21 protein-coding genes are annotated in these 21,492 nt (G+C 71.7%); 12 read left to right on the forward strand and 9 right to left on the reverse strand.

What is annotated here, in order from left to right; all coding sequences use genetic code 11:
* Window positions 1-5 precede the first annotated feature (5 nt).
* Genes ABIQ69_RS02550 through ABIQ69_RS02560 form a run of 3 tightly spaced genes read right to left on the reverse strand, consistent with a single transcriptional unit; the run spans window position 6 to window position 2,698 of the window.
* Entirely contained in the window at window positions 6-716 is a 711-nt protein-coding gene (locus ABIQ69_RS02550) for an alpha/beta family hydrolase (protein WP_350348835.1), read from the reverse strand.
* Window positions 717-743: 27 nt separating this feature from the next.
* Entirely contained in the window at window positions 744-1,589 is an 846-nt protein-coding gene (locus tag ABIQ69_RS02555; RefSeq protein WP_350348836.1) for a TspO/MBR family protein, read from the reverse strand.
* The gene (locus tag ABIQ69_RS02560) at window positions 1,586-2,698 is read right to left on the reverse strand and encodes a YbdK family carboxylate-amine ligase (RefSeq protein ID WP_350348837.1); all 1,113 of its coding nucleotides are present in this window, start codon (window positions 2,696-2,698) and stop codon (window positions 1,586-1,588) included. The genes ABIQ69_RS02555 and ABIQ69_RS02560 overlap by 4 nt, the downstream gene beginning before the upstream one ends.
* Before the next feature lie 202 nt (window positions 2,699-2,900).
* On the opposite strand from ABIQ69_RS02560, the gene ABIQ69_RS02565 reads away from it, so the two are divergent.
* A complete protein-coding gene (locus ABIQ69_RS02565) occupies window positions 2,901-3,119 on the forward strand; it encodes a hypothetical protein (protein WP_350348838.1) in 219 nt (72 codons plus the stop codon).
* Window positions 3,120-3,182: 63 nt separating this feature from the next.
* Here the strand turns inward: ABIQ69_RS02565 and ABIQ69_RS02570 are convergent, their stop codons facing one another.
* Window positions 3,183-4,259 (reverse strand): FUSC family protein, encoded by a 1,077-nt coding sequence (locus tag ABIQ69_RS02570; RefSeq protein ID WP_350348839.1) that lies wholly within the window; start codon window positions 4,257-4,259, stop codon window positions 3,183-3,185.
* 81 nt (window positions 4,260-4,340) lie between these two features.
* On the opposite strand from ABIQ69_RS02570, the gene ABIQ69_RS02575 reads away from it, so the two are divergent.
* The 4 genes from ABIQ69_RS02575 to ABIQ69_RS02590 all read left to right on the forward strand — a co-directional run bounded on the left by ABIQ69_RS02575 (window position 4,341) and on the right by ABIQ69_RS02590 (window position 7,559).
* Window positions 4,341-4,805, forward strand: a complete 465-nt coding sequence (locus tag ABIQ69_RS02575) for a MarR family winged helix-turn-helix transcriptional regulator (RefSeq protein ID WP_350348840.1) — start codon at window positions 4,341-4,343, stop codon at window positions 4,803-4,805.
* Window positions 4,802-5,656 (forward strand): 3-hydroxyacyl-CoA dehydrogenase, encoded by an 855-nt coding sequence (locus ABIQ69_RS02580; protein WP_350348841.1) that lies wholly within the window; start codon window positions 4,802-4,804, stop codon window positions 5,654-5,656. Before ABIQ69_RS02575 ends, ABIQ69_RS02580 begins: the two co-directional genes overlap by 4 nt.
* Window positions 5,657-5,746: 90 nt before the next feature.
* A complete protein-coding gene (locus ABIQ69_RS02585; protein WP_350348842.1) occupies window positions 5,747-6,577 on the forward strand; it encodes an MBL fold metallo-hydrolase in 831 nt (276 codons plus the stop codon).
* A 58-nt stretch (window positions 6,578-6,635) separates the two neighbouring features.
* Window positions 6,636-7,559, forward strand: a complete 924-nt coding sequence (locus ABIQ69_RS02590) for a 5'-3' exonuclease H3TH domain-containing protein (RefSeq protein WP_350348843.1) — start codon at window positions 6,636-6,638, stop codon at window positions 7,557-7,559.
* Between the two features lie 80 nt (window positions 7,560-7,639).
* Here the strand turns inward: ABIQ69_RS02590 and ABIQ69_RS02595 are convergent, their stop codons facing one another.
* Together ABIQ69_RS02595 and ABIQ69_RS02600 are read right to left on the reverse strand one after the other, a co-directional pair.
* A complete protein-coding gene (locus ABIQ69_RS02595; RefSeq protein WP_350348844.1) occupies window positions 7,640-8,137 on the reverse strand; it encodes a hypothetical protein in 498 nt (165 codons plus the stop codon).
* A gap of 65 nt (window positions 8,138-8,202) precedes the next feature.
* The gene (locus ABIQ69_RS02600; protein WP_350348845.1) at window positions 8,203-8,640 is read right to left on the reverse strand and encodes a pyridoxamine 5'-phosphate oxidase family protein; all 438 of its coding nucleotides are present in this window, start codon (window positions 8,638-8,640) and stop codon (window positions 8,203-8,205) included.
* Window positions 8,641-8,716: 76 nt separating this feature from the next.
* Here ABIQ69_RS02600 and ABIQ69_RS02605 point away from each other — a divergent pair, with 76 nt between their 5' ends.
* Entirely contained in the window at window positions 8,717-9,052 is a 336-nt protein-coding gene (locus ABIQ69_RS02605; RefSeq protein ID WP_350348846.1) for a gamma-glutamylcyclotransferase family protein, read from the forward strand.
* 30 nt (window positions 9,053-9,082) lie between these two features.
* On the opposite strand, the gene ABIQ69_RS02610 is transcribed toward ABIQ69_RS02605, so the two are convergent.
* Window positions 9,083-9,889, reverse strand: coding sequence for a class I SAM-dependent methyltransferase (locus ABIQ69_RS02610; protein WP_350348847.1), 807 nt, complete (start codon window positions 9,887-9,889; stop codon window positions 9,083-9,085).
* Window positions 9,890-9,977: 88 nt separating this feature from the next.
* Window positions 9,978-11,006 carry a LacI family DNA-binding transcriptional regulator gene (locus ABIQ69_RS02615; protein ID WP_350348848.1) on the reverse strand — a complete coding sequence of 343 codons (1,029 nt, stop codon included), beginning with the start codon at window positions 11,004-11,006 and terminating at the stop codon, window positions 9,978-9,980.
* Between the two features lie 164 nt (window positions 11,007-11,170).
* Here ABIQ69_RS02615 and ABIQ69_RS02620 point away from each other — a divergent pair, with 164 nt between their 5' ends.
* From ABIQ69_RS02620 to ABIQ69_RS02645, 6 genes are all read left to right on the forward strand, one after another.
* On the forward strand, window positions 11,171-12,463 hold the full coding sequence (locus tag ABIQ69_RS02620) for a sugar ABC transporter substrate-binding protein (RefSeq protein WP_350348849.1): 1,293 nt from the start codon (window positions 11,171-11,173) through the stop codon (window positions 12,461-12,463).
* Window positions 12,460-13,362, forward strand: coding sequence for a sugar ABC transporter permease (locus ABIQ69_RS02625; RefSeq protein WP_350348850.1), 903 nt, complete (start codon window positions 12,460-12,462; stop codon window positions 13,360-13,362). Before ABIQ69_RS02620 ends, ABIQ69_RS02625 begins: the two co-directional genes overlap by 4 nt.
* A complete protein-coding gene (locus ABIQ69_RS02630; protein WP_350348851.1) occupies window positions 13,362-14,288 on the forward strand; it encodes a carbohydrate ABC transporter permease in 927 nt (308 codons plus the stop codon). Before ABIQ69_RS02625 ends, ABIQ69_RS02630 begins: the two co-directional genes overlap by 1 nt.
* A 2-nt stretch (window positions 14,289-14,290) precedes the next feature.
* Window positions 14,291-16,216 carry a beta-L-arabinofuranosidase domain-containing protein gene (locus ABIQ69_RS02635; protein WP_350348852.1) on the forward strand — a complete coding sequence of 642 codons (1,926 nt, stop codon included), beginning with the start codon at window positions 14,291-14,293 and terminating at the stop codon, window positions 16,214-16,216.
* Window positions 16,217-16,241: 25 nt separating this feature from the next.
* Window positions 16,242-17,306, forward strand: coding sequence for a LacI family DNA-binding transcriptional regulator (locus ABIQ69_RS02640; protein WP_350350062.1), 1,065 nt, complete (start codon window positions 16,242-16,244; stop codon window positions 17,304-17,306).
* Between the two features lie 250 nt (window positions 17,307-17,556).
* Entirely contained in the window at window positions 17,557-20,532 is a 2,976-nt protein-coding gene (locus ABIQ69_RS02645; RefSeq protein ID WP_350348853.1) for a PxKF domain-containing protein, read from the forward strand.
* Between the two features lie 60 nt (window positions 20,533-20,592).
* Here ABIQ69_RS02645 and ABIQ69_RS02650 read toward each other — a convergent pair whose 3' ends face one another.
* Window positions 20,593-21,411 carry an ATP-binding cassette domain-containing protein gene (locus ABIQ69_RS02650; protein ID WP_350348854.1) on the reverse strand — a complete coding sequence of 273 codons (819 nt, stop codon included), beginning with the start codon at window positions 21,409-21,411 and terminating at the stop codon, window positions 20,593-20,595.
* Window positions 21,412-21,492 lie beyond the last annotated feature (81 nt).

Below are 21,492 nucleotides of genomic sequence, written 5' to 3' on the forward strand. Positions count from 1 at the left end.
CGTCGTCAGCGCTCGGCGTGCGCGCGGACGAAGGCCGCCACGGCCGGCGCGAGCCCGGCGCCGACCTCGTCGGCCGGCCGCTTCCGGCCCTTCACCTCGAAGGAATGACCGCCGCCCTCGATCCACTCGAGGGCGGCGTTCGGGCCGATGCGGGCGGTCGCGTCGGCGAGCTGCTCGTTCGGGATCGCGAACGGGTCGTTCGTGCCCTGCAGGAACAGCATCGGCAGCGTGAGGCCGATGAGGTGCTCGTCCCTCGGGCGGTCGGGCTTGCCCGGCGGGTGCAACGGGTAGCCGACGAACACGAGTCCGGCGGCCGGCATCCCCTCGGCGACGGCCATCGAGGCCATGCGCCCGCCGTACGACTTGCCCGATGCCCAGATCGGCTCGCCGGCAGAGCCCGCCTCGGCGGCGAGGTGCTCGGCCGCCGCCACCGCGGCGCGCCAGGCGGCGATCGCCGGTGCCGGCCGGCCAGGCATCCGTCTGCCCTGCTCCCGGTACGGGAAGTTGAACCGCAGCGTCGCGAGTCCGGCGTCGCGCAGTGCGCGCGTGAAACCGGTGAGGAACGGATGCTCCAGGCCGGTGCCGGCCCCGTGCGCCACGACGACGGTGGCATCGGCACCCGGCGGTCGCCCGCTCAGCGCTGAGACCGGTGCGCCGTCGACATCGAACTGCAGGGCGGTCTCGCCGGGATCGGCCGGCGCGGGCGAGTCGGTCATGCTCCCATCGTCTCGCACCGGCGGGGATCAGTCCCGGACCGGTCCGAGCCGGCGGGTGCGCGCCGCGATCACGCGTGCGGTGAGCGTGCTCGCCACGATCACGACGATGCCCACGATGGCCGCGATCGCCACCGGCACCGAGTGCGGCTCGCCGGTGAGGCGGCCGACCGCGATCCAGGCGAGCCCCCACGACGCGGCGAGCATGGGGGCGAGCCCGCCCCGGCTCGCGACGCCGAGTGCTGCGACCGCGATCGTCGCGACCGCGATGACCACGATCGCCCACACCTCCGCCGGGATGCCGGCACCGTCGAAGCCGCTCGCCGCGAGCGCGGCCGCGACGTTCGCCGCGGTCGCGATCGAGACCCAGCCGAGATAGAGCCCGATGGTGCCGTCGGTGATGAGCGCATCGGCCAGGTGATGCGGGGGATGCCGCACACACGTCCAGTACGCCCAGCACAGCACCGCCAGCAGCACCGCGATCACGGCCACGCTCAGCCAGAGGAGGCCGGCCTGCACGGAGAGGATCCAGGCCGCGTTGAGCAGCAACGAGGCGGCGACCGGATACGCGAGGCGGCGCTGCCGGTCGGCGGCGCGCTGCGCGGGCAGGAACTGCCAGACGGCGTAGACGAGGAGCCCGAAGTAGATGAGCGTCCAGATGGCGAACGCCGGACCGGCCGGCGCGATCGGCGTCGCATCCGCTGCAAGCGCGCCGCCCGCGGCATCCTGGATCCGGGTGCCGCCCGCCGCGCCCGATCCCACGAACGCGCCGACCACGGCGACCACCGCACTCACCGCCACCACGCACTGCCGGACGAGGTCGGCCGCACGACTGCGCCCGGCGTGCGAGGCGCCGGCCCGCTCCGGCCCGCTCATGCCGCCCATTCCGTGGGGCCGCCCGCGATCGTCGTCTGGAACAGCCGGCCGAGACGTTCGCCGCCGCCGCGGAGGAACGCGCTGCGCTGCCTCGCCGCTCCCGTGCCGAGCTGGGTCAGCCGGGCCACGAGCTCGGCCGTCACCTCGAGATCGCCCTCGGCCTCGAGCTGCGGGCCCACGAGCGCGAACAGCCGGTCGAGGACCGACCGAGCGTCGGCCAGCTCTCCCAGCACGGGGTCGTAGACCTGCGCGCGCAGGCCGGCGTGCGCGGAATGCAGCACAGCGGCCGACAGCAGCTCCGGTGCGACATCCGTCTCCTCGATGTCCCGGCCGTCGGTCTCGATCGCATGGCGGACGAGCGCGCGGCAGAGCGCCGCGACGAGCAGCGTGTCCTCGGCGGTCAGCTGGGCGTCGGCCATCCGGAACTCGATCGTCGGGAGGTGCTCGGAGAGCCGGATGTTCCAGGCGATGAGCGCGAGGTCGGTCATGCCGCCGATGCCGAGGAGACGGCGGATGCGCCGGTCGTAGTCGTTGGCGTCGCGGAAGCGCGGCGGTGAGCCGGCGGTGGGCCACCGCCGCAGCTGCACGGTGCGCCAGCTCTCGTAGCCCGTGTCGTACCCGCGCCAGAACGGCGAGTTTCCGCTGATGGCCGTGAGCAGCGGGAGCCACGGACGCGCCGTGTTCAGCGCGATCACGCCCGCTTCGCGGTCGGGGATGCCGACGTGCACGTGCAGGCCGCTCATCTGGTGGTCGGCGATGAGGCCCGCCATGTCGCGTACGATCCGCTGGTACCGCTCGTCGTGCGTGATGGAGGGGAACGCGAGCGTGTCGGGTGGAGTGCCGATGCTCGCGGCCAGCACGCCGACCCGCTCGGCCTCGTCGGCCACGAGCCGGCGGAAGCCCGACAGCACGGGCAGCGCACCGCCCAGCGTGTCGAACACGGGCGAGGCGTGCTCGATCTGCGAGGCGAGGAACTCCTTGTGGGTGGTCGCCGACCACTCGGGGTCCTCGTGCAGCCGGGCGAAGAGGGGCGCGGCGACATCCGCCGGCCTCAGGGTCTCACGGTCGAGGAAGATGAACTCCTCCTCCACGCCGAACGTCGCGTGCATGCCTTCCCCCTTCGGCCGTGCTTCGAGCCTGCGGGGGCGCGTCGGCGGGTGTCAACCCCCTACCGACTGAGGTCGCGCTCGGGCATGAGGGCGTACGGGGTTCCGGGACGGGGGCTCCGTGCACCAGGACGCCGCCGCGTGCAGATCCGGGACGCGGCGGGGCATCCGGCCGATGTCGGCGGCCGCGCGTACCGTGTGAGCCATGACCGACCAGATGCAGCTGAACGTCGCGCACCAGGTGCTCGACGACCCGTGCCCCCGCTGCGGATCCCTGACGGTCCGCGCCATCGTCTACGGCCCGCTCGACTTCGCCGTCGAGGCCGAGCCGCTCGACGCCGTGAGTGTCGACGACGCCCCCATCTTCGACTGCCGCGACTGCGGTTTCGAGTGGGGCCTCGCGGTGCGCGACCTGCTCGGCTGAGCTGCCAGCGCCGCATCCTCGGGCGGCGCGATCCGCTCAGCCGACCGCGGCGGGGCGGTCCCGTCAGATGGCCGCGTCCTCGGCGTTCCTGCCCGGGCCGCGGTCATCCTCATCCCCGTCGAGCAGCTCCTCCCGGATGCGCCGGAGGTCCTCCATGAGCGAGCCGACGAGGATCCAGTGCCCGGATTTCGGCGCCGTGATGACGAGCGGCGAGGTCAGCGCCGGGATCGCCGACGTGAGCGGCTCGGGGTCGACCTCCGCGAGGTGGACCGCCAGGCGCACGTCGTGCGCGGCGCGGCGCAGCTGCTCGGCGATCGCGCGCACGGTGGGCTCATCGGAGAGCGTCGGGTCGTAGTGGTCGAATACGGCCCGGGTCATCCCGATCGCCTGCGTGACGATCGGGCCCAGTCGCTCGAGCAGGGCGCGCTGCTCGGCGAGCTCGCCTCGGTGGGCCGAGCGCCGGGGGTTGAGCGTGAGGGATTCCTCGCCGGCGCGGATGGCCTCGTCGGCCTGGTCGCGCATGGGTCGCATCAGGCGGGCTTCGAGCATGAGCTCCTGCATCGCCGCAGGCGACTGCGGCGTCTCGAGTGCGCTCGCGAGGCGCTCGAGTGAGCCGGCGAGCTCGCCGCCGAGCAGGGCGAGGTCGCGGCGAGCGGGGGCGAGCGCGACGGGCGGCACGATGAGCGCGTTCACGATGATGCCGATGACGGCGCCGATGAGGGTCTCGAGCACCCGGTCGAGCGCGTACTCGGGGGAGGAGGCGCCGAGGGCGAGCACGAGCATGGCGCTGATCGCGACCTGGTTCGAGGTGCCGGGCGTCATCTTCAGCGCCCACGCCACGAGCATGGCGATGACGATGGCGACGAGGACGACCCAGCTCGCCGAGCCGAACGCGAACGAGAGTCCGGTCGCGACGATGACGCCGAGCACGACGCCGACGCTCCGCTCGACGGCCTTGCCGAGGGACTGGTTCACGCTGGGCTGCACGACGAGCAGCGCGGCGATGGCGGCGAAGACGGGCAGCGGCCCGGGGATGAGCCATCCGGCGATGAGCCACGCGGCGATGGTGGCGACGGCGGCCTTGGCGACCTGGAGCAGCGGCATGCGCCCCGCAGCCCGCAACGTCGTCGCGATCTTCATGCCCCAACGCTAGCCCGGTCCGCGTGTTGCGGAATGCAACACCGGAGCGTAGCGTTGCACTATGCAACGGAAGGAGTGGTGGTGACACGTCGAGACGATGCCGCGGGCATCCTGCGCGAACTCATCGTGATCTCCCGCCGCGGAGTCGCCGACGCGCGAACCGCGCGGATCCGGTTGAGCCTCACCGACCAGTCGATCCTCGGCTACATCGTCGACCACCCGGGAGCCCGGTCCACCGACATCGCCACCGCGTTCCGGCTGAACCGCTCCACGGTCTCACGACAGCTCGCCAACCTCGCCCGGCTCGGGGTGGTGCGCGAACGCGCCGACGAGGCATCCGCGTCATCAGGAGCAGGCGGCGCACCCGTGCGCGGCCGCCCGCTCGAACTCACCGACACCGGCTGGGCCGCGTACCACGAGGCCATCGCCATCCTGCAGTCCGTCGTCGACCACCAGCTCGGCGACTGGACCGATGCGGAGGTCGCCCGCTTCGCCCGCGACCTCCACCGCTTCAACACCCACGAGGAAGAAGGAACCACCCCATGACCGCCCTCCAGAACGTCACCGTGCTCGGCACCGGCGTGCTCGGATCCCAGATCGCCTTCCAGACCGCGTACCACGGCCACCCGGTCGTCGCGTACGACATCAGCGACGACGCGCTCGCCGCCGCACGCGAGCGCTTCGCGAAGCTCGCCGACACCTACCGCGCCGAGGTCGACGGCGCCGCCGACGGCCGGGCCGTCGCCGCCCTCGAACGCATCCGCCTCTCCAGCGACCTCGCCGACGCGGTGCGCGACGCCGACCTCGTGATCGAGGCCGTGCCCGAGCAGCCCGAGATCAAGGCCGACACCTACGCCAAGCTCGCCGCCGTCGCGCCCGAGCACACCGTGTTCGCCACGAACTCCTCGACCCTGCTGCCTTCGAGCCTCGCCGAGTCGACCGGCCGCCCCGCGAAGTTCCTCGCGCTCCACTACGCCAACCGCGTCTGGCAGCACAACACTGCCGAGGTCATGGGCACCCAGTGGACCGACCCCGAGGTCTACCGTCAGGTCGTCGAGTTCGCCGAGTCGACCGGCATGGTGCCCATCGAGATCAAGAAGGAGAAGGCGGGATACCTGCTGAACTCCCTGCTCGTGCCGCTGCTGCAGGCCGCGGGCGAGCTGCTCGTCGACGGCATCGCCGAGCCCGAGGCGATCGACAAGACCTGGCGCATCGGCACCGGCGCGCCCATGGGTCCCTTCCAGATCTTCGACATCGTCGGTCTCACGACCGCGTACAACGTGTCGATGATGGGCGGGCCGAAGCAGCAGGAGTTCGCCGCGCTGATCAAGGAGCGCTACATCGACGAGGGCAAGCTCGGCGTCGCCACCGGCGAGGGCTTCTACAGCTACCGCTGAGCTTGCGCTGAACCGGCGCATCGGCTGCACGAACGGATGCCCCGCTCCCGGCTCTATCGCCGGGGCGGGGCATCGTCGTAGCATCCAGCCATGGTCGAACGTCCGACGCTCACCCACATCGGCGGACCGTCGCTGCTCATCGAGCTGGCGGGCTGGCGCATCCTGGTCGACCCGACGTTCGACCCGCCCGGCCGGCGGTACTCGTTCGGCTGGGGCACCTCCTCGGTGAAGACCGCGGGGCCGGCGCTCGCCGCGGCCGACCTCGGCCCGATCGACGTCGTCCTGCTCACGCACGACCAGCACGCCGACAACCTCGACGACGCCGGTCGCGAGCTGCTGCCGGCGGCCGGCGAGGTCATCACCACCGCGGCCGGAGCCAAACGCCTTCGCGGCGTCGACGGGCTCGGCGCCGTCGTCGGGCTGAAGCCGTGGAACACCGCGGAGATCGATGCGCACGGCGGCACCAACGGCGCCGCGGCGCCCGACCGGCCGCCGCTCACGGTGACCGCGACGCCGGCGCGGCACGGTCCGCGCTTCTCCAAGCCGATCGTGGGCGACGTGATCGGCTTCGCGATCTCGATCGGCGACCGCCCCGAGACGGCCATCTGGATCACCGGCGACACGGTGCTGCACTCAGGCCTCCGCGACACCGCCGCGCGTCTCGACGTCGACGTCGCCGTGCTGCACCTCGGCGGCGTGCGCTTCCCGATCACCGGCGGCCTGCAGTACACGATGACCGCCTCTGGTGCGGCAGAGCTCGTCGAGCTCGTGCGTCCGCGTCGTGCGGTGCCCGTGCACTTCGATCAGTGGTCGCACTTCCATGAGCAGGGCGCCGCGGCGCGCGAGGTGCTCGACAACGCCAGCGCGTACGTGCGCGAGCGCGTCCTGTGGCTGACGGAAGGCGTGCCTCGGGAAGTCTGAGGTGCCGCCCCGCGGAGTTCGAGGTGCCGCTCCGCGGGCGACGTGGAAGGATCGGCTCGTGGCCGACCGACTCATGCTCCTCGACACCGCCTCCCTGTACTTCCGCGCGTTCTACGGCGTACCCGACTCGCTCACCCGGGAGGACGGCACCCCGGTGAACGCGGTGCGCGGGCTGCTCGACATGATCGCGAAGCTCGTCACCGACTTCGAGCCGACGCAGCTCGTCGCCTGCTGGGACGACGACTGGCGGCCGGCCTGGCGGGTGGCGCTCATCCCGACGTACAAGGCCCACCGCGTCGAGCGTGAGGTCGACGGCGGCCCCGACGTCGAGCAGACGCCGCCGGGCCTGGTGAGGCAGGTGCCGCTCATCCGCGAAGTGCTCTCGCTCCTCGGCATCGCCGTCGTCGGCGCGCCAGAGCACGAGGCCGACGACGTCATCGGCACGCTCGCGACCGGGGCATCCATGCCCGTCGACGTGGTGACCGGCGATCGGGACCTCTTCCAACTGGTCGACGACGCCACCGGGGTCCGCGTGGTCTACACCGCCCGCGGCATGAGCAAGCTCGAGGTCCTGACCGACGCATCGGTCGTGCAGAAGTACGGCGTGCTGCCGCAGCAGTACGCCGACTTCGCCGCGATGCGAGGGGATGCCTCCGACGGCCTCCCGGGTGTCGCCGGCGTCGGCGAGAAGACCGCGGCCGGCCTGCTGCAGGCCTTCGTCGACCTCGACGGCATCCGTGAGGCCGCAGCCACGGGGGCGGCCGGGATGTCGGCCGGCGTTCGCGCGAAGCTCACCGCGGCGGCCGGATACCTCGACGTCGCACCGCAGGTGGTCGAGGTGGTGCGCGACCTCGACCTCGGGGAGTTCGACGCGACGCTCCGGCCCGTCGACGGAGCGCGACGCGATCGGCTCGAACACCTCGCCGTCGACTGGAACCTCGGCGGGTCGGTCGCGCGCGTGCTCGCGGCCCTCGACCGCTGAAACGGAGGGCGGGCGGCCGCGCCGGCTGAGGTGAGCGGGCGGTCGGCCGACGGCGGTGCCGGCGACGGCCCGTCAGCGGATCAGCCGGAGACGGTTCCGACGGAGACGACTCCGCCGGCGACGACGACGGTCGGCCGGTCGGCGGGCAACGGCTCGGGATGCCACGCCGGCGGCATCGGCCACTCGGCGCCGGTGTCCGCCGCGAGGAAGGCGAGCCAGGCGTACGCCATGAGCGCGATCGCGACCGCGCCGAGCACGGCGCCCGCGAGCCCCGCGATGGACCCGATGCGCGGCGACCGCCGCCCCGGGTCGCTGACCTCACCGCTGACGCGCTCGGAGTCCGTGTCCGCGTCGGCTGCGTCGGCCCGGAGGCGCAGATGACCGGCGAGCCCGAACCACACGGCGAGCGCACCGAAGCCCGCGATCCAGACGATGCCGAAGGGTCTCGACCAGAGCGGCGCGAGCAGTCCGAACGCGATCGCGCCCACGCCGAGCACCAGGCCGGTCCACGCCATGAGCGCCGACCACCCGGGCCCGACGGCGGCCCCGCCGCCCCAGACCGGCGGCTCGCCGCTCACCGGGCCACTCCGCTCACCAGGCGTCGCCGCTCACCGGGAGACTCCACGCGCCCGTGTGACCCCGCTCACCAGGCCATGAGCCGATCCGGCGTGAACACGATGACCGTGTCGAACTTCGCCGCAATGTCGTCGAGGCCCATGCCGTAGTCGCGGATCGCGTCGGCGTACTTCGCCTCGTACGCGTCGCGGAAGGCCGCCAGCCACTCAGCCGCCGGACGCTCCGAGATCTCGGCGCGGCCGTTCATCACGACCACCTCCTCGCCGAACCGATCGCCCTGCAGGTGCACGAGCACGGGCGATCCGCGGCGCACGTGGGCGACCTTGGCCGTCGTGGGCTCGCTGAACACGAGCAGGCGGCCCTCGTGCCACCAGAACCAGACGGGCACGGCGTGCGGTTCGCCGTTCGCACGAACGGTGGTGAACCAGACGATGAGGTCGCGCTCGAGCTTCTCGAGCGCCTTCGCGTGCGCGGGGACACTGGGATCGAACAGCTCCGTCGTCATGGCCACGACGCTACCCGCGGCCACCGACACCGACACCGGCCGCCGGAGCGAGCGAGCCCCTGGGTAGGGTGTCGGCATGGTGGAACGGCTCTTCTCGTACGGCACGCTCCGGCTCCCGCGGGTGCAGCGCGAGACGTTCGGGGCCGAACTGCCCACCACGCCCGACGCGCTGATCGGCTGGCGGCTGGGCACGCTGCGCATCACGGATGCCTCGGTCCTCGCGCTCAGCGGCGAGGCGGAGCATCCCATCCTCGTGCCCACCGGCGACCCGTCCGACCGCGTCGAAGGTGCGGTCCTGGAGCTCACGCCGGAGCAGCTGGACGCCGCCGACGCGTACGAGGTCGACGACTACCGGCGCGTGTCTGCGACGCTCGAATCCGGCCTCGACGCCTGGGTGTATGTGGCGCGCTGAGCGCTGCGCCGGGTCGGCGCGCACCGTCGCTCACGGCGCGTCCACCGCGACCGCCCACGCACGCAGCGGAAGCGTGATCGAGCCGTCGTGCGCCGTCGGGAGCCGCCGGCGCAGCAGGTCGCGGAGGGCGTCGCGATGGTCGGCCTCGAGGCCGACGACGTACGCGGGCGCCGGGCCCTGTCCGCCAAGGAACGGCTGCCAGTAGTCGTCGAAGTCCGCGAAGCGGGCGACCACCTCGATCGCGCCGACACGCGCGTCGACGCCGAACGCCTCGCCGAACAGGCGGCCGAGCGGTTCGGGCTTCGCCCACCGGAACCGGGCGCCCTCGTCGAGTTCGGCCACGGCGGGATCGAGCTGCACCGCGGCGTCGAAGAACTCCCGGATCAGACACATCCCGTCGCCGTAGTCCCACAGATAGGCGGCGACGAGACCGGCCGGGCGCACCACGCGTCGCCATTCGGCGAGCGCCGCCCCGGGATCGGGGACGAAATTCAGCACGAGGCCCGCGACCACGACATCGACGGCGGCGGCCGGGAGCGGCAGTGCCGCGGCATCCCCCTCGGCGAGCCGAGCGCGCTCGCCGAGCCGAGCCCTCGCGGTCTCGAGGAACCCGGCCGACGGGTCGACGCCCAGCACGGACGCGGGCGCGCATCGATCGAGGACGGCCTCGGTCAGCACTCCGGTGCCGCAGCCGACGTCGACCCAGTCGCGGCCCGCGGGTGCGGCGAGCCAGTCGAGGAACCGGGGCGCGACGAGTCGGCTCCACCGGCCCATGTACCGCTCGTAGGGGGCGCCGAGCTGGAACCGGTCGTCGGGCGCGACAGGACGCGAGGACATGGGGGAGTTCTACGCCTCGCCGCACCGCGCCGCAAGACGCGCGACGGCGCCGCATCCCCGGGCGCCGCACCCGCGGCGGCCCGTGCGATCAGCGCCGCTGGATCGTCGACGCCCGGATGACGAGGCGGACGGGCAGCCGCTCGATCCCCGCGTCGGGCTCGACGCCGTCGATCGCCTCGAAGATGCGCATGGCGGCCGCGCGGCCGAGCTGCTGCAGGTTCGCGTCGATGCTCGTCAGCTCGGGCCGGGAGTTCGTGGCGAGCACCTCCCAGTTGTCGTAGCCGATGACGGCGACGTCTTCGGGCACTCGCTTGCCGAGGTCGCGGAGCGTATCGAGCACGCCGCGGGCGATCTGGTCGGAGCCGCACACGATGCCGTCGACCTCGGGGTGACGGGCGAGCAGCATCGCGGATGCGTCGCGGCCCCAGTGCTCCGACCAGTTGGACGTCATGACGTCGCCGACGAGTTCGAGCCCGGCATCGGCGAGGGCGGCGAGGACGCCGACGGCTCGGTCCTGCGAGGCGGCGTACGCGGGGTCGCCGCTGATGTGGGCGATGCGCGTGCGCCCGCACGCGATGAGGTGCTCCACCGCCATGCGGCCGCCTGCGACGTTGTCGGGGGTGACGGAGACGTCGGCCGGGTCGTCGGACGGGGCGTACGCGTAGACGACGGGCACCGGGATGTCGTGACCGAGCGAGGGGCGGGCGTCGGTCTGTCGGCCGACGACGATGATGCCGTCGACGCGGCGGTTGAGCAGGGCCTTCAGGTGGTGCTGCTCGCGGATGGTGTCGCCGCGGGCGTCGCACAGGAAGACGTTGATCTGGCCGGCGCCGAAGGCGTCTTCCGCGCCCATGAGGATCGGGATGACGAAGCGGCCGTCGAGGTCGCTGGTGAGCAGGCCCACGGTGCCGGTGCGGCCGGCGATGAGACTGCGGGCCAGCTGGTTCGGTGTGAACGCGAGCTGCTCCGCGGCCTCGAGGACGCGGCGGCGGGTGGTCGGAGCGACCTGGTCGCGACCGTTGATCGCCTTCGAGGCGGTGGCGAGCGAGACGCCCGCGAGCCGCGCGACGTCGCTCAGCGTCGCGGTCCTGCCGCTCTGCGATTCGGTTCGCGCCATGCTCCGCCTTTCGACTGAAACGGTACCGGAAGACGCTCTTGACGCCCATGAGATTCACACTGTAGCGTGCCGAAAGGCATTTCGGTATTTTCGAAATGCGCCCTGTCAGCAGTCGCATTCCCCGGCTCCACGGAGCCCCTCAACGATGAGCGAGGAGATCACCCATGACACGCATGAATCGCCGGATGACGCGGGCGGCGGCGCTGCTCGCAGCCGGCGCCCTCACGGTCGGCCTGGCCGCGTGCGCGAACGGCGGCGAGGCCGCCACGAGCCTTTCGGACGCCGGCGCCGAGGGCGTCGACGACGGCTCGACCCTGACCCTCTGGACGCGGGCCCCGCTCGAGAAGCAGGCGAAGCTGCTCGTCGAGGCCTACAACGAGAGCCACGACAACCAGGTCGAGCTCACCGTCGTGCCGAACGACGACTACGTCGCGAAGGTGGGCGCGGCCGCCGGCTCGGGCGGGCTGCCCGACCTCTTCGCCGCCGACATCGTGTACGTGCCGAACTGGGTCGAGCAGGGCCTCTTCCAAGACCTGACGGCCAACATCGACGGCCTCGACTTCAAGGACGACATCAACCAGGGCCACCTCGCCGCCGGCACCGCCGACGGCAAGGAGCACGTGCTGCCCTTCGTGCTCGACCTCTCGATGCTGTTCTGGAACAAGGAACTCGCCACCGAGGCCGGGCTCGACGCCGAAGCCGGGCCGGCCGACCTCGCCGAGTATGCCGAATGGGCCAAGGCGATCCAGGCGCTCGGCAAGCCCGACACCTACGGCACCGCCACCGGCCTCAGCTGTGGCGGATGCCTCGTCTTCACCTGGTTCCCGAGCGTGTGGGCCGACGGCGAGGAGGTGCTCTCCGACGACGGCACCGAGTCGCTGCTCGCGAGCGACACCGCGAAGGAGGTCTACTCCACCTGGAAGGACCTCTGGGACTCCGGCGCCGTGCTGCCCGCCTCGAAGGACGAGACCGGAGCCACCTGGACCGCCGCGTTCACCGAGGGCAAGGTCGGCCTCATGTTCTACCCCGCGACGCTGCTCTCGTCGACCCCGTTCGACGCCGGAGTGGCCGGCATCCCGGGGCCGAACGGCGGCGCTTCTACGTTCGTCGGCGGTGACGGCATCGGCATCTCGAAGGACTCGAAGAAGGCCGCACAGGCGTGGAACTTCCTCAACTGGATGATGTCGGAGGAGGCGCAGGTCGGCGTCCTCGCGAAGAACAACGACGTCGTGTCCCGCTCGGACCTCGCCTCGAACGAGTACTCCGAGAAGGACCCGCGCCTCGTCACGATCAACGAGGTCGCCGGCAACGGCGACACCCCGGTCGCGATCAACTTCCAGCAGGCGTTCAACGCGCCGAACAGCCCGTGGCTGACACTCGTGCGCAACGCGGTCCTCGGTGACGGCGAGACGGTCGACGCCGACAACGACGAGATCACGGCGGTGCTCTCGCAGTGACCACCGCTCTCCGCGGCGCCGGGCGGGTCACGCCCGCCCGGCGCCGCAGCGCTCTCGCCGGCTGGCTCTACGCCCTGCCGACGGCGCTGTTCGTGCTGCTTCTGTTCGTGCTCCCGCTGCTGCTCGTGCTGCAGATGTCGGGCAGCGACTGGCCGCTGCTCGGCGGCAACCAGGGCTGGAACTTCCCGGCGAACTACGCCGACGCCGTCTCGAACCGGTTCTTCTGGGCCTCCGTCGGCTTCACGCTCACCTACACCGTGCTCACCACGGTCATCCTGCTCGCGCTGAGCCTCGGGCTCGCCATGCTCGTGCAGGAGTCGACGAGGTGGAAGGGCTTCCTCCGCACGGCGTTCCTGGTGCCGAGCGCCCTCGGTCTCGCGAGCGCGTCGCTGCTCTTCTACGTGCTCTACTCGCCCATCGCCGGCCCCTTCGCCGATCTCATGTCCTCCTGGGGCTTCACCTTCCTCGGCAGCCCCGAGGGCGCCCTGTGGTCGACGATCTTCCTCATCGTCTGGCGGTACGCGGGTTTCTACATGCTGCTGATGCTCGTCGGCCTGCAGGGCATCCCCGACGACGTGTACGAGGCCGCCCGCATCGACGGGGCATCCCGCTGGCAGACGTTCCGCAGCGTGACGCTGCCGTTGCTGCGGCCGACGCTCGCCCTCACGACGGTGCTCTGCGTGACGGGCTCGCTGCTCGCGTTCGAGCAGTTCTACATCCTCACCAAGGGCGGCCCCGACAACTCGACCATCACCGTGGTGCAGCTCATCTACAGCATCGCGTTCCAGGGCCAGAACGATCTCGGCGTGGCGGGTGCGCTCTCGGTGATCGTGCTCCTCGCCCTCGTGGTGGTGAACATCGCGCAGATCCGCGCGTTCGGCAAGCACGCGGAGGACTGATGACGACGACGATGACGCGCGGCCGCTCCACTGGCCGGCCGGCCACCGACTCCACGATCGCGATCGTCGCACCCGGCCACCGGGGCGGGCGGCGGCGGCCGACGACCTTCGCCGGCATCGCGCTGCGGACGCCCTACTGGGTGCTCACCGCCGGGCTCGCGCTGCTGTTCCTCTACCCGCTGATCTGGACGGCGATCTCCTCGGTCTCGCCGCTCGCCGGCACGAACCAGGTCGACGGCTGGGGCTTCGGCAACTACGTCACGCTCGCGAACTACCAGGCGGGCATCTGGGTGTACCTGCTGAACTCCACCTTCGTGTCGCTGCTGACGGTGCTGCTCACGCTCACGGTGTCGCTCCTCGGCGGCTACGCGTTCGCGAGGTTCCGGTTCCCCGGCAAGGACCTGCTGTTCCTGTCCACGCTCGCGATCCTGATGGTGCCGTACGCGACGCTGCTGATCCCGCTGTACGTGCTGCTCAACGCCGTCGGCCTGTCGAACTCGCTCGTCGGGGTGGCGCTCGTGCTGACGATGTTCCAGCTCCCGTTCTCGATGTTCATGATGCGCATCTCGTTCGAATCGATCCCGAAGGAGATGGACGAGGCGGCGATGGTCGACGGCTGCACCAGCTGGTCGGTGCTGTGGCGGGTGCTCGTGCCGGCGGTGAAGCCGGGGCTCATCACGGTGGGGCTCTTCGCCTTCCTCGCGGCGTGGAACGACTTCATGGCGCCGCTCATCCTCATCAACGACTCCAACCGGATGACCCTGCCGCTCGCGGTCTCGAACCTCAGGGGGCAGGTGCAGGGCGTCGTCGACTACGGCGCGACCGAGGCCGGCGTCGTGGTGCTGGCGCTGCCGTGCATCCTGCTGTTCCTGATCCTCCAACGTCACTACGTGCGCGGCTTCATGTCGGGCGCCTTCAAAGGATGAACATGATTTTCCAGACCACGACCACCACCGTGCACGCCGTCCCGGTCGCACCGTCGAACGGTGCGCTGCGCCCGCTGGGCCTCGACGAGGTGCGGATCACCGGCGGCATCTGGGGACGCCGCCAGGAGGTCAACGGCAGCGCGACGCTCGCCCACCTCGAGCACTGGCTCGAGCGCGAGGGATGGCTCGCGAACTTCGATCTCGCGGCGGCCGGGGCCGGCGGCGCCGCGGAGCTCGTCGCGCGCCGCCGTGGCCGGGAGTTCTCGGACTCCGAGGTGTATAAGACGCTCGAGGCGTTCGCCTGGGAGATCGGGCGGCGAGGCGGCGACGACGAGCTCGAGGCGCGGTTCCGCCGCATCGTCGAGCGCGTCGGTGCGGCGCAGGAGGAGGACGGCTACCTCAACACCCGATTCGGCCGGCCCGGGCAGCCCCCGCGCTGGTCAGACCTCGAGTGGGGGCACGAGCTGTACTGCCTCGGGCACCTGTTCCAGGCGGCGGTCGCCCGGTTCCGGACGCGGCCCGACGCCGACGATGGACTGATCGGCATCGCCCGCCGCGCGGCCGATCTCGTCTGCTCGGTGTTCGGACCCGGCGGCGACGAGCGCATCTGCGGCCACGCCGAGGTCGAGGTGGGGCTCGCCGAACTGGGCCGTGCGCTGGGCGAGCCCCGCTACGTCGAGCAGGCGCGCCTGTTCGTCGAACGGCACGGCCGGGGCACGCTCCGCGACATCGAGTGGGGACGGTCCTACTACCAGGACGACGTGCCGGTCCGTGACGCCGAGGCGCTCCGCGGTCACGCCGTGCGCGCGAACTACCTGGCTTCAGGCGCCGCCGACGTCGCCGTGGAGACGGACGATGCGGAGCTGCGGCAGGTGCTCGGCCGGCAGTGGCGGCGCACCGTCGAACGGCGCACGTACCTCACGGGCGGGCAGGGGTCGCACCATCAGGACGAGGCGTTCGGCGAGGACTGGGAGCTGCCCGCCGACCGCGCGTACTCCGAGACGTGCGCGGGCATCGCGTCGGTGATGTTCGGCTGGCGGATGCTCCTCGCCGAGGCCGACCCCGGCTACGCCGACCTCATCGAGCGGACGCTGTTCAACGTGGTCGAGACGTCGCCGTCGGCGGAGGGCACCGCGTTCTACTACGCGAACACGCTGCACCAGCGGGTGCCCGGCGCCCCGGCGGAAGCCGATGCCGTCTCGCCGCGGGCGCACTCGTCGCTGCGAGCGCCGTGGTTCGATGTGGCGTGCTGCCCCCCGAACACGGCGCGGACGTTCGCGAGCCTCGCCGGCTACGTCGCGACGGCCGACGAGCACGGCGTGCAGCTGCACCAGTACGCGCCGGCCGAGGTGCGCACCCGGCTCGCCGACGGGCAGGAGGTCGCGTTCGACGTCGACACGACGTATCCGGCATCGGGATCGGTGCGGGTGCGCGTCCTGACGGATGCCTCGTCGCCGTGGCGGCTGTCGCTGCGGGTCCCGCCCTGGGCGGCGGGTGCGGAGTGGCGGATCCGCGGCGTCGAGGGCGGCACCGAGCCGTGGTCGCCGGCGGAGCCGGGCGTCGTCACGATCGACCGGCCCTTCGCGGCCGGCGACGAGATCGAACTGCTGCTGCCGATGGCCCCGCGCTTCACGGCGCCCGATCCCCGCGTCGACGCGGTGCGCGGATGCCTCGCCGTCGAACGCGGCCCGGAGGTGTTCGCCCTCGAGTCGGTCGATCTCGCAGGCACCGCGCTCGAGGCGTCCGACTTCGCCGACCTGCGCGTCGACCCCGCCGTGCCGCCTCGGGAGGACGCCGGGCGCGTGCTCGTGACGCTGGTCGACGCGCGCACCGGCGCGCGCGACGAGGTGCCGCTCGTGCGGTACCACGAGTGGGCCGAGCGCGGGCCGTCGACGATGCGGGTGTGGCTGCCGGTGCTGGGGGTCTGAACCGGGCGCGCCGGGGTATCGTCGAATCGGCGTCGAATCGGTTCGACGCGAGCGAGGAGCTGCGGTGGCCACGATCGGGGATGTCGCGCGAGCTGCCGGGGTCTCCCGCAGCACGGTCTCGTACGCCCTGTCGGGCAAGCGGGCGATCTCGGAGGAGACGCGCGAGCGGATCGCACGGGCGATCGAGGCGCTCGGGTTCACGCCCAACGCGGGCGCGCGTGCCCTGGCGACGTCGCGCACGATGGTCATCGGGCTCTTCGTGCAGTTCTTCCCCGACGAATTCCCACCCGCGATGCTGCAGTACGTCCTGCCGATCTCGGATGCCGCTCGCGAGGCGGGCTACGACATCCTGATGGTCACCGATGAAGATGGGCCCGGTTCGCTGCAGCGCGTCACCGACTCTGGCATGGTCGACGGGGTCATCCTGCTGAATGTCGGCCACGACGACCCGCGGGTGGCTCCGCTCCGGGCGGCGCGGCAGCCGGGCGCGCTCGTCGGGCTCCCGAAGGACACCGAGGGGCTCGACGTGTTCGACCTCGACTTCGGCGAGGCCGCTCGCTCGGTCATCGATCACCTGCACGGGCTCGGCCACGAGGAGATCGTGCTCATCTCGCCGCACGAACACGTCATCGCGCGAGGTGGGGCGTACGTGTGGCGGTTCCGGGAGGCGGCGCTGGAGCGGGCGGGGCGGTACGGGATGCGGATCCACGCCTCCTACGGCGAATCGCAGCAGCCGGCCGTCGCGGCGGCGCTCCACTCGATCCTCGACGCGTCGCCTGCGGCGACCGCTCTCGTCGTCCACAACGACGCCATGATCGCGGGGTTGCCGCTCGTGCTCGCAGCGAGGGGCGTCCGGGTGCCCGACGAGCTGTCTGTGGTCGGGGTCTATTCGGAGGAGTTCGGCCGGGTGTTCTCCTTGCCGTACACGGCGGTCGAGACCGCGCCCGACGTGCTCGGCCGTGCGGCGGTCGGCGCGCTGGTGCAGCGCATGCGGGATCCGGAGTCGGCCGGGGCCCCCGTCGTCGGTTTCGTCGAGCCGAAGCTCGTCGACCGGCGCAGCACGAGCCGCGGTCGTTCCCGGGGCCACTGACCGTCGGCGGTCCGCGCGGCCGAAAACCCTTGCGGTCTTCAGGATGCCAGTGTTTTAATGCCGTCGAACCGGTTCGACAAGGATTCCGTGCCGAAAACTTTCGGCACCCGGATCGGACGCTCGATCAATGGAGACGAAGCAGATGAACAGCACATTCCTGGCACGAGGGCGCGGGGGCGCCCCGGGTGACGATGAGCGGCGCTCCTGGCGCAGGCCGAGACCCTCGCGCCGACGGCGCGCTCTGGCGGCGATGACCGCGACCGCGGTGGTGGCGGCCGGCGGCCTGCTCGCCACGGTTGCGCCCGCCGAGGCTGCACCCGGCCCGGCGAGCACGCTCGTGGTCGAGGCCGATCAGCCGTTCCGCCCGGTCACGCACCTCGCGAGCGGCTCGCTCTACGGCCTCGCGGGCGCGAACGTGCCGGCCCTCGAGAAGATCCTTCCGATCAAGCCGCACACCTTCATGCAGAAGCCGGAGGGCGGCACGCAGCAGCCCACGGGGGATGCGCTCACGGTCGCCGACACCGCCAAGGCAGCCGGCGCCGGGGTCGTGATCCGGCTCGTCGACTACCTGCCCGGCTGGCCCTACCGCTACGACAAGGCGGCCTGGCTGCCGGCGGTCGAGAAGATGGTGAACGACACGAAGGCCTCGGGCAAGACCAACATCGTGGCGTACGCGATCTGGAACGAGCCCGACATCACGTGGCAGACCGCGAACGGCTCGTTCTTCGACCTCTGGACCGAGACGTACCGGCTCGTCCGCCGCCTCGACCCGACGATGCCGATCCAGGGCCCGAGCTACTCCGACAACATCAGCAGCATGCGCGCCTTCTTCGAGCACGCGAAGGCCACCGACACGCTGCCGGATGTGATCGAGTGGCACGAGCTCATCCGCTCGTCGAAGATCAAGGGCGACGTCGAGAACGTGCGACGCATCCTCGCCGAGCTGGGGATCCCGGAGCGGCCGATCGACATCGCCGAGTACGCGGCGCCGGCGGAGGTCGGCCTCTCGGGCCCGCTCGTCGGCTATATCGCGAAGCTCGAGCGCTACGGCATCACCCGGGCCGAACTGCCGTTCTGGAACCAGTCGGGTGCGCTCGGCGACCTGCTGACGGGGCGCGACGGCGACCCCAACGGCGCGTACTGGCTGTACACCTGGTACGCCCAGATGAGCGGCCAGATGGTGACCACCACGCCGCCCTCGAACGAGAGTCCGCTCGACGGTGCGGCTTCGGTCAACGACGCGGGCGACGAAGTGCGCATCATCACCGGCGGCAACACCGGCCCGACCTCGGTGAAGATCAACGGCCTCGACCAGCTGGCCTTCGGCGACCAGGTGAACGTCCAGCTCGACTTCACCGCCTCGTACGGGCGCACCGTGAAGACCGACGGACCGATCACGATCTCCACCACGACGTACGAGGTCGGCGAGGACGGCTCGATCACGGTCCCCATCGTGATGAACCCCACCTACGGCTACCAGGTGGTCGTCACGCCGGCGGGCGACCCCGACGACCTCGCGGGGACCTACTCGCTGACCAACATCAACTCGGGGCTCGACCTCGCCACCGAGGGCGGCGCCACCGACGCAGGCACGCCCGTGGTGCAGTCGAGCACGGCCGGTCAGGTGTGGAAGGCCGAGCCCGCAGGCTCCGGTCTGTACAAGATCGTGCACACGCCGAGCGGCCGCGTGCTCGCCGTGAAGGACGCCTCGACCGCCAACGGAGCACCCGCCGTGATCGTCGACGACACCGGTGCCGAGGTCGAGCGCTGGCAGCTCGTTCCCGACGGGAAGGGCAGCGTCCGCCTGGCCAACTACGCCACCGGCAAGACGCTCGGCGTCGCGGACATGACCAAGAACGACGGAGCACCGGTGATCCAGTGGACCGACGGTTCGCCGACATCCAACTGCGTGCCGAACGGCGCCCGCCAGCCGGGCCGGATCGGCACCGCGCTCGACTTCTGCCGGACCACGTCGTACGGCTCCCTGCCCAGCGGGATCGTGAGCGGGCTGACCGGCGACTGGTCGATCTCGACGTGGATCAAGCCGGCAGCGCTGTCGAACTGGTCTCGCGTGTTCGATTTCGGCACCGGTCAGACGGTCAACATGTTCCTCACGCTCAACGCGGGCGGCGCCGGACCGAGGTTCGCTATCACGAACAGCGGCGCCGGCGGTGAGCAGCGTCTCACCTACGGCGGGCAGAACTTCCCGCTGAACGAGTGGTCGAACGTCGTCGTGACGGTGTCGGGCACGACCGGCCGCATGTACCTCAACGGCACGGTGGTCGCGACGAACACCAACATGACCGTCAAGCCGTCTGCGCTCGGCACCACGACCCGCAACTACCTGGGCAAGTCGCAGTACAGCGACCCCGCGTACGACGGCGCGATCGACGATTTCGCCATCTACAACCGGGCACTGTCGGCCGCCGAGGTGACGGAGCTGGCCGGAGGCCGGGCGGCCACGGGCGACGTTGCGCGGTACGCGTTCGACGAGGCCGGCGGATCCACGATCGTCGACTCCTCGGGCAACAACCGGAACGGCACCATCGTGCTCGGCTCCGGCGGCTCGACGAGCACGACCGCCACCGACGCGCAGACTGCCGACCGCTTCTGGAAGCTGACGCGCGTCGACATCACCGCTCCGGTGGTGAACCTCGCCTGCCCCGCCGAACCGGTCATCCTCGGGTCCGCCGCGACGGCGACGTGGAGCGCCGTCGAGGAGGAGCACGGGTCGGGGCTCGCGACCCCCGCCGAAGGGACGATCGAGCTCGACACCTCGAGCGTCGGGGCGAAGACCGCGACCGCACCCGCCGGCACCGCGGTCGACGCGGCCGGGAACGCCTCGGCCGAGGTGAGCTGCGACTACGCGGTCGTCTACGACTGGGGCGGCTTCCTGAGCCCCGTCGACAGCGGCGACGTCGTGAACTCCGTGAAGGCGGGCAGCAGCGTGCCGGTGAAGTTCAGCCTCGCCGGTGACCAGGGCGACGGCGTACTGGTCGAAGGCTCGCCGACGATCGAGTTCGGCCCGTGCGGTTCCTCGGGCACGACCGACGCGATCGAGCAGACCGCGACGGCCGGGGCCAGCGGACTGAACTACGACGCCGAGACCGACACGTACACCTACGTGTGGAAGACCGAGAAGTCGTGGGCCGGCACGTGCGGCACGCTCGCGGTCCGACTCGACGACGGCACCACCCATACGGCGCGCTTCGCCTTCGTGAAGTAGCGCGAGCCACCGATGCGGTGTGCGGGTTCCCACGAGCCCGCACACCGCATCCGTGCGTCCTCAGGCCGCGCGCGGTCCGCGGACGGCGCGCGCCGCCCAGCGACCGTCGTCGCGCGTGACCCGGATCGGATGCTCGAATGCGCGCGTCACGTGCTCGCTCGTCACGACATCCTCGACGGGGCCCGACGCGACGATGCGACCGTGCGAGAGGAGCAGGGCGTGCGTGGTGGTCGCCGGCAGTTCCTCGAGGTGGTGGGTGACGAGCACCGAGGCGAGCGAGGGGTGCGTGCGCTCGAGGTCATCGACCGTCTCGAGCAGCTGCTCGCGCGCGGCGACGTCGAGCCCCGTTGACGGCTCGTCGAGCAGCAGCAACTGCGGATCGACGGCGAGGGCGCGGGCGATGAGCGCGCGGCCGCGTTCGCCCTGCGAGAGGGTAGGCCAGCGCGCGCCGGTCAGCGCCTCGAGTCCGAGCGCGAAGATGAGCCGGTCGGCGAGGGCGAGCTCGTCGGCGGTCGGATGCCAGTGCGGCGGGAGCTCCACACTGCCGGTGAGCCCGCTCAGCACGACCTCGCGCACCGAGCGCGGACTGGTCAGCGGATGCCTCGGATTGACGTGGCCGATCCGGCGGCGCAGCGCCTGCAGTTCGACCCGGCCGAGCTGCTCGCCCATCACCCGCACGATGCCCGACGACGGGTGCGCGACGGCGCCGCACATCGCGAGGATGGTGCTCTTGCCCGCGCCATTCGGCCCGAGCAGCGCCCAGTGCTCGCCGGCCCGCACGGTGAACGTGACGTCGTCGAGGATCCGCGTGCCGTCCCGCCGGAATCCGACGTGCTCGAGCTCCAGCACCGCCTGACGCCGGCTCGCGTCATCCCCCATCAGGCTCCTCCTCCGATCATCCGCTGCGGAGCCGCGCTCCGCCGCCGTCAGCCTACGCGCGGGCCGCGCCCCGGTACGCTC

This window comes from Agromyces sp. G08B096, assembly GCF_040267705.1.
In the GTDB taxonomy this organism is placed as follows: Bacteria; Actinomycetota; Actinomycetes; order Actinomycetales; family Microbacteriaceae; genus Agromyces.

What these genes read in the sequence shown, in the direction of transcription:
- ABIQ69_RS02550 (WP_350348835.1), bottom strand. Translation starts at nt 716, where the DNA reads ATGACCGACTCGCCCGCGCCGGCCGATCCCGGCGAGACCGCCCTGCAG.
- ABIQ69_RS02555 (WP_350348836.1), bottom strand. Translation starts at nt 1,589, where the DNA reads ATGAGCGGGCCGGAGCGGGCCGGCGCCTCGCACGCCGGGCGCAGTCGT.
- ABIQ69_RS02560 (WP_350348837.1), bottom strand. Translation starts at nt 2,698, where the DNA reads ATGCACGCGACGTTCGGCGTGGAGGAGGAGTTCATCTTCCTCGACCGT.
- ABIQ69_RS02565 (WP_350348838.1), top strand. Translation starts at nt 2,901, where the DNA reads ATGACCGACCAGATGCAGCTGAACGTCGCGCACCAGGTGCTCGACGAC.
- ABIQ69_RS02570 (WP_350348839.1), bottom strand. Translation starts at nt 4,259, where the DNA reads ATGAAGATCGCGACGACGTTGCGGGCTGCGGGGCGCATGCCGCTGCTC.
- ABIQ69_RS02580 (WP_350348841.1), top strand. Translation starts at nt 4,802, where the DNA reads ATGACCGCCCTCCAGAACGTCACCGTGCTCGGCACCGGCGTGCTCGGA.
- ABIQ69_RS02585 (WP_350348842.1), top strand. Translation starts at nt 5,747, where the DNA reads ATGGTCGAACGTCCGACGCTCACCCACATCGGCGGACCGTCGCTGCTC.
- ABIQ69_RS02600 (WP_350348845.1), bottom strand. Translation starts at nt 8,640, where the DNA reads ATGACGACGGAGCTGTTCGATCCCAGTGTCCCCGCGCACGCGAAGGCG.
- ABIQ69_RS02605 (WP_350348846.1), top strand. Translation starts at nt 8,717, where the DNA reads ATGGTGGAACGGCTCTTCTCGTACGGCACGCTCCGGCTCCCGCGGGTG.
- ABIQ69_RS02610 (WP_350348847.1), bottom strand. Translation starts at nt 9,889, where the DNA reads ATGTCCTCGCGTCCTGTCGCGCCCGACGACCGGTTCCAGCTCGGCGCC.
- ABIQ69_RS02615 (WP_350348848.1), bottom strand. Translation starts at nt 11,006, where the DNA reads ATGGCGCGAACCGAATCGCAGAGCGGCAGGACCGCGACGCTGAGCGAC.
- ABIQ69_RS02620 (WP_350348849.1), top strand. Translation starts at nt 11,171, where the DNA reads ATGACACGCATGAATCGCCGGATGACGCGGGCGGCGGCGCTGCTCGCA.
- ABIQ69_RS02630 (WP_350348851.1), top strand. Translation starts at nt 13,362, where the DNA reads ATGACGACGACGATGACGCGCGGCCGCTCCACTGGCCGGCCGGCCACC.
- ABIQ69_RS02635 (WP_350348852.1), top strand. Translation starts at nt 14,291, where the DNA reads ATGATTTTCCAGACCACGACCACCACCGTGCACGCCGTCCCGGTCGCA.
- ABIQ69_RS02645 (WP_350348853.1), top strand. Translation starts at nt 17,557, where the DNA reads ATGACCGCGACCGCGGTGGTGGCGGCCGGCGGCCTGCTCGCCACGGTT.
- ABIQ69_RS02650 (WP_350348854.1), bottom strand. Translation starts at nt 21,411, where the DNA reads ATGGGGGATGACGCGAGCCGGCGTCAGGCGGTGCTGGAGCTCGAGCAC.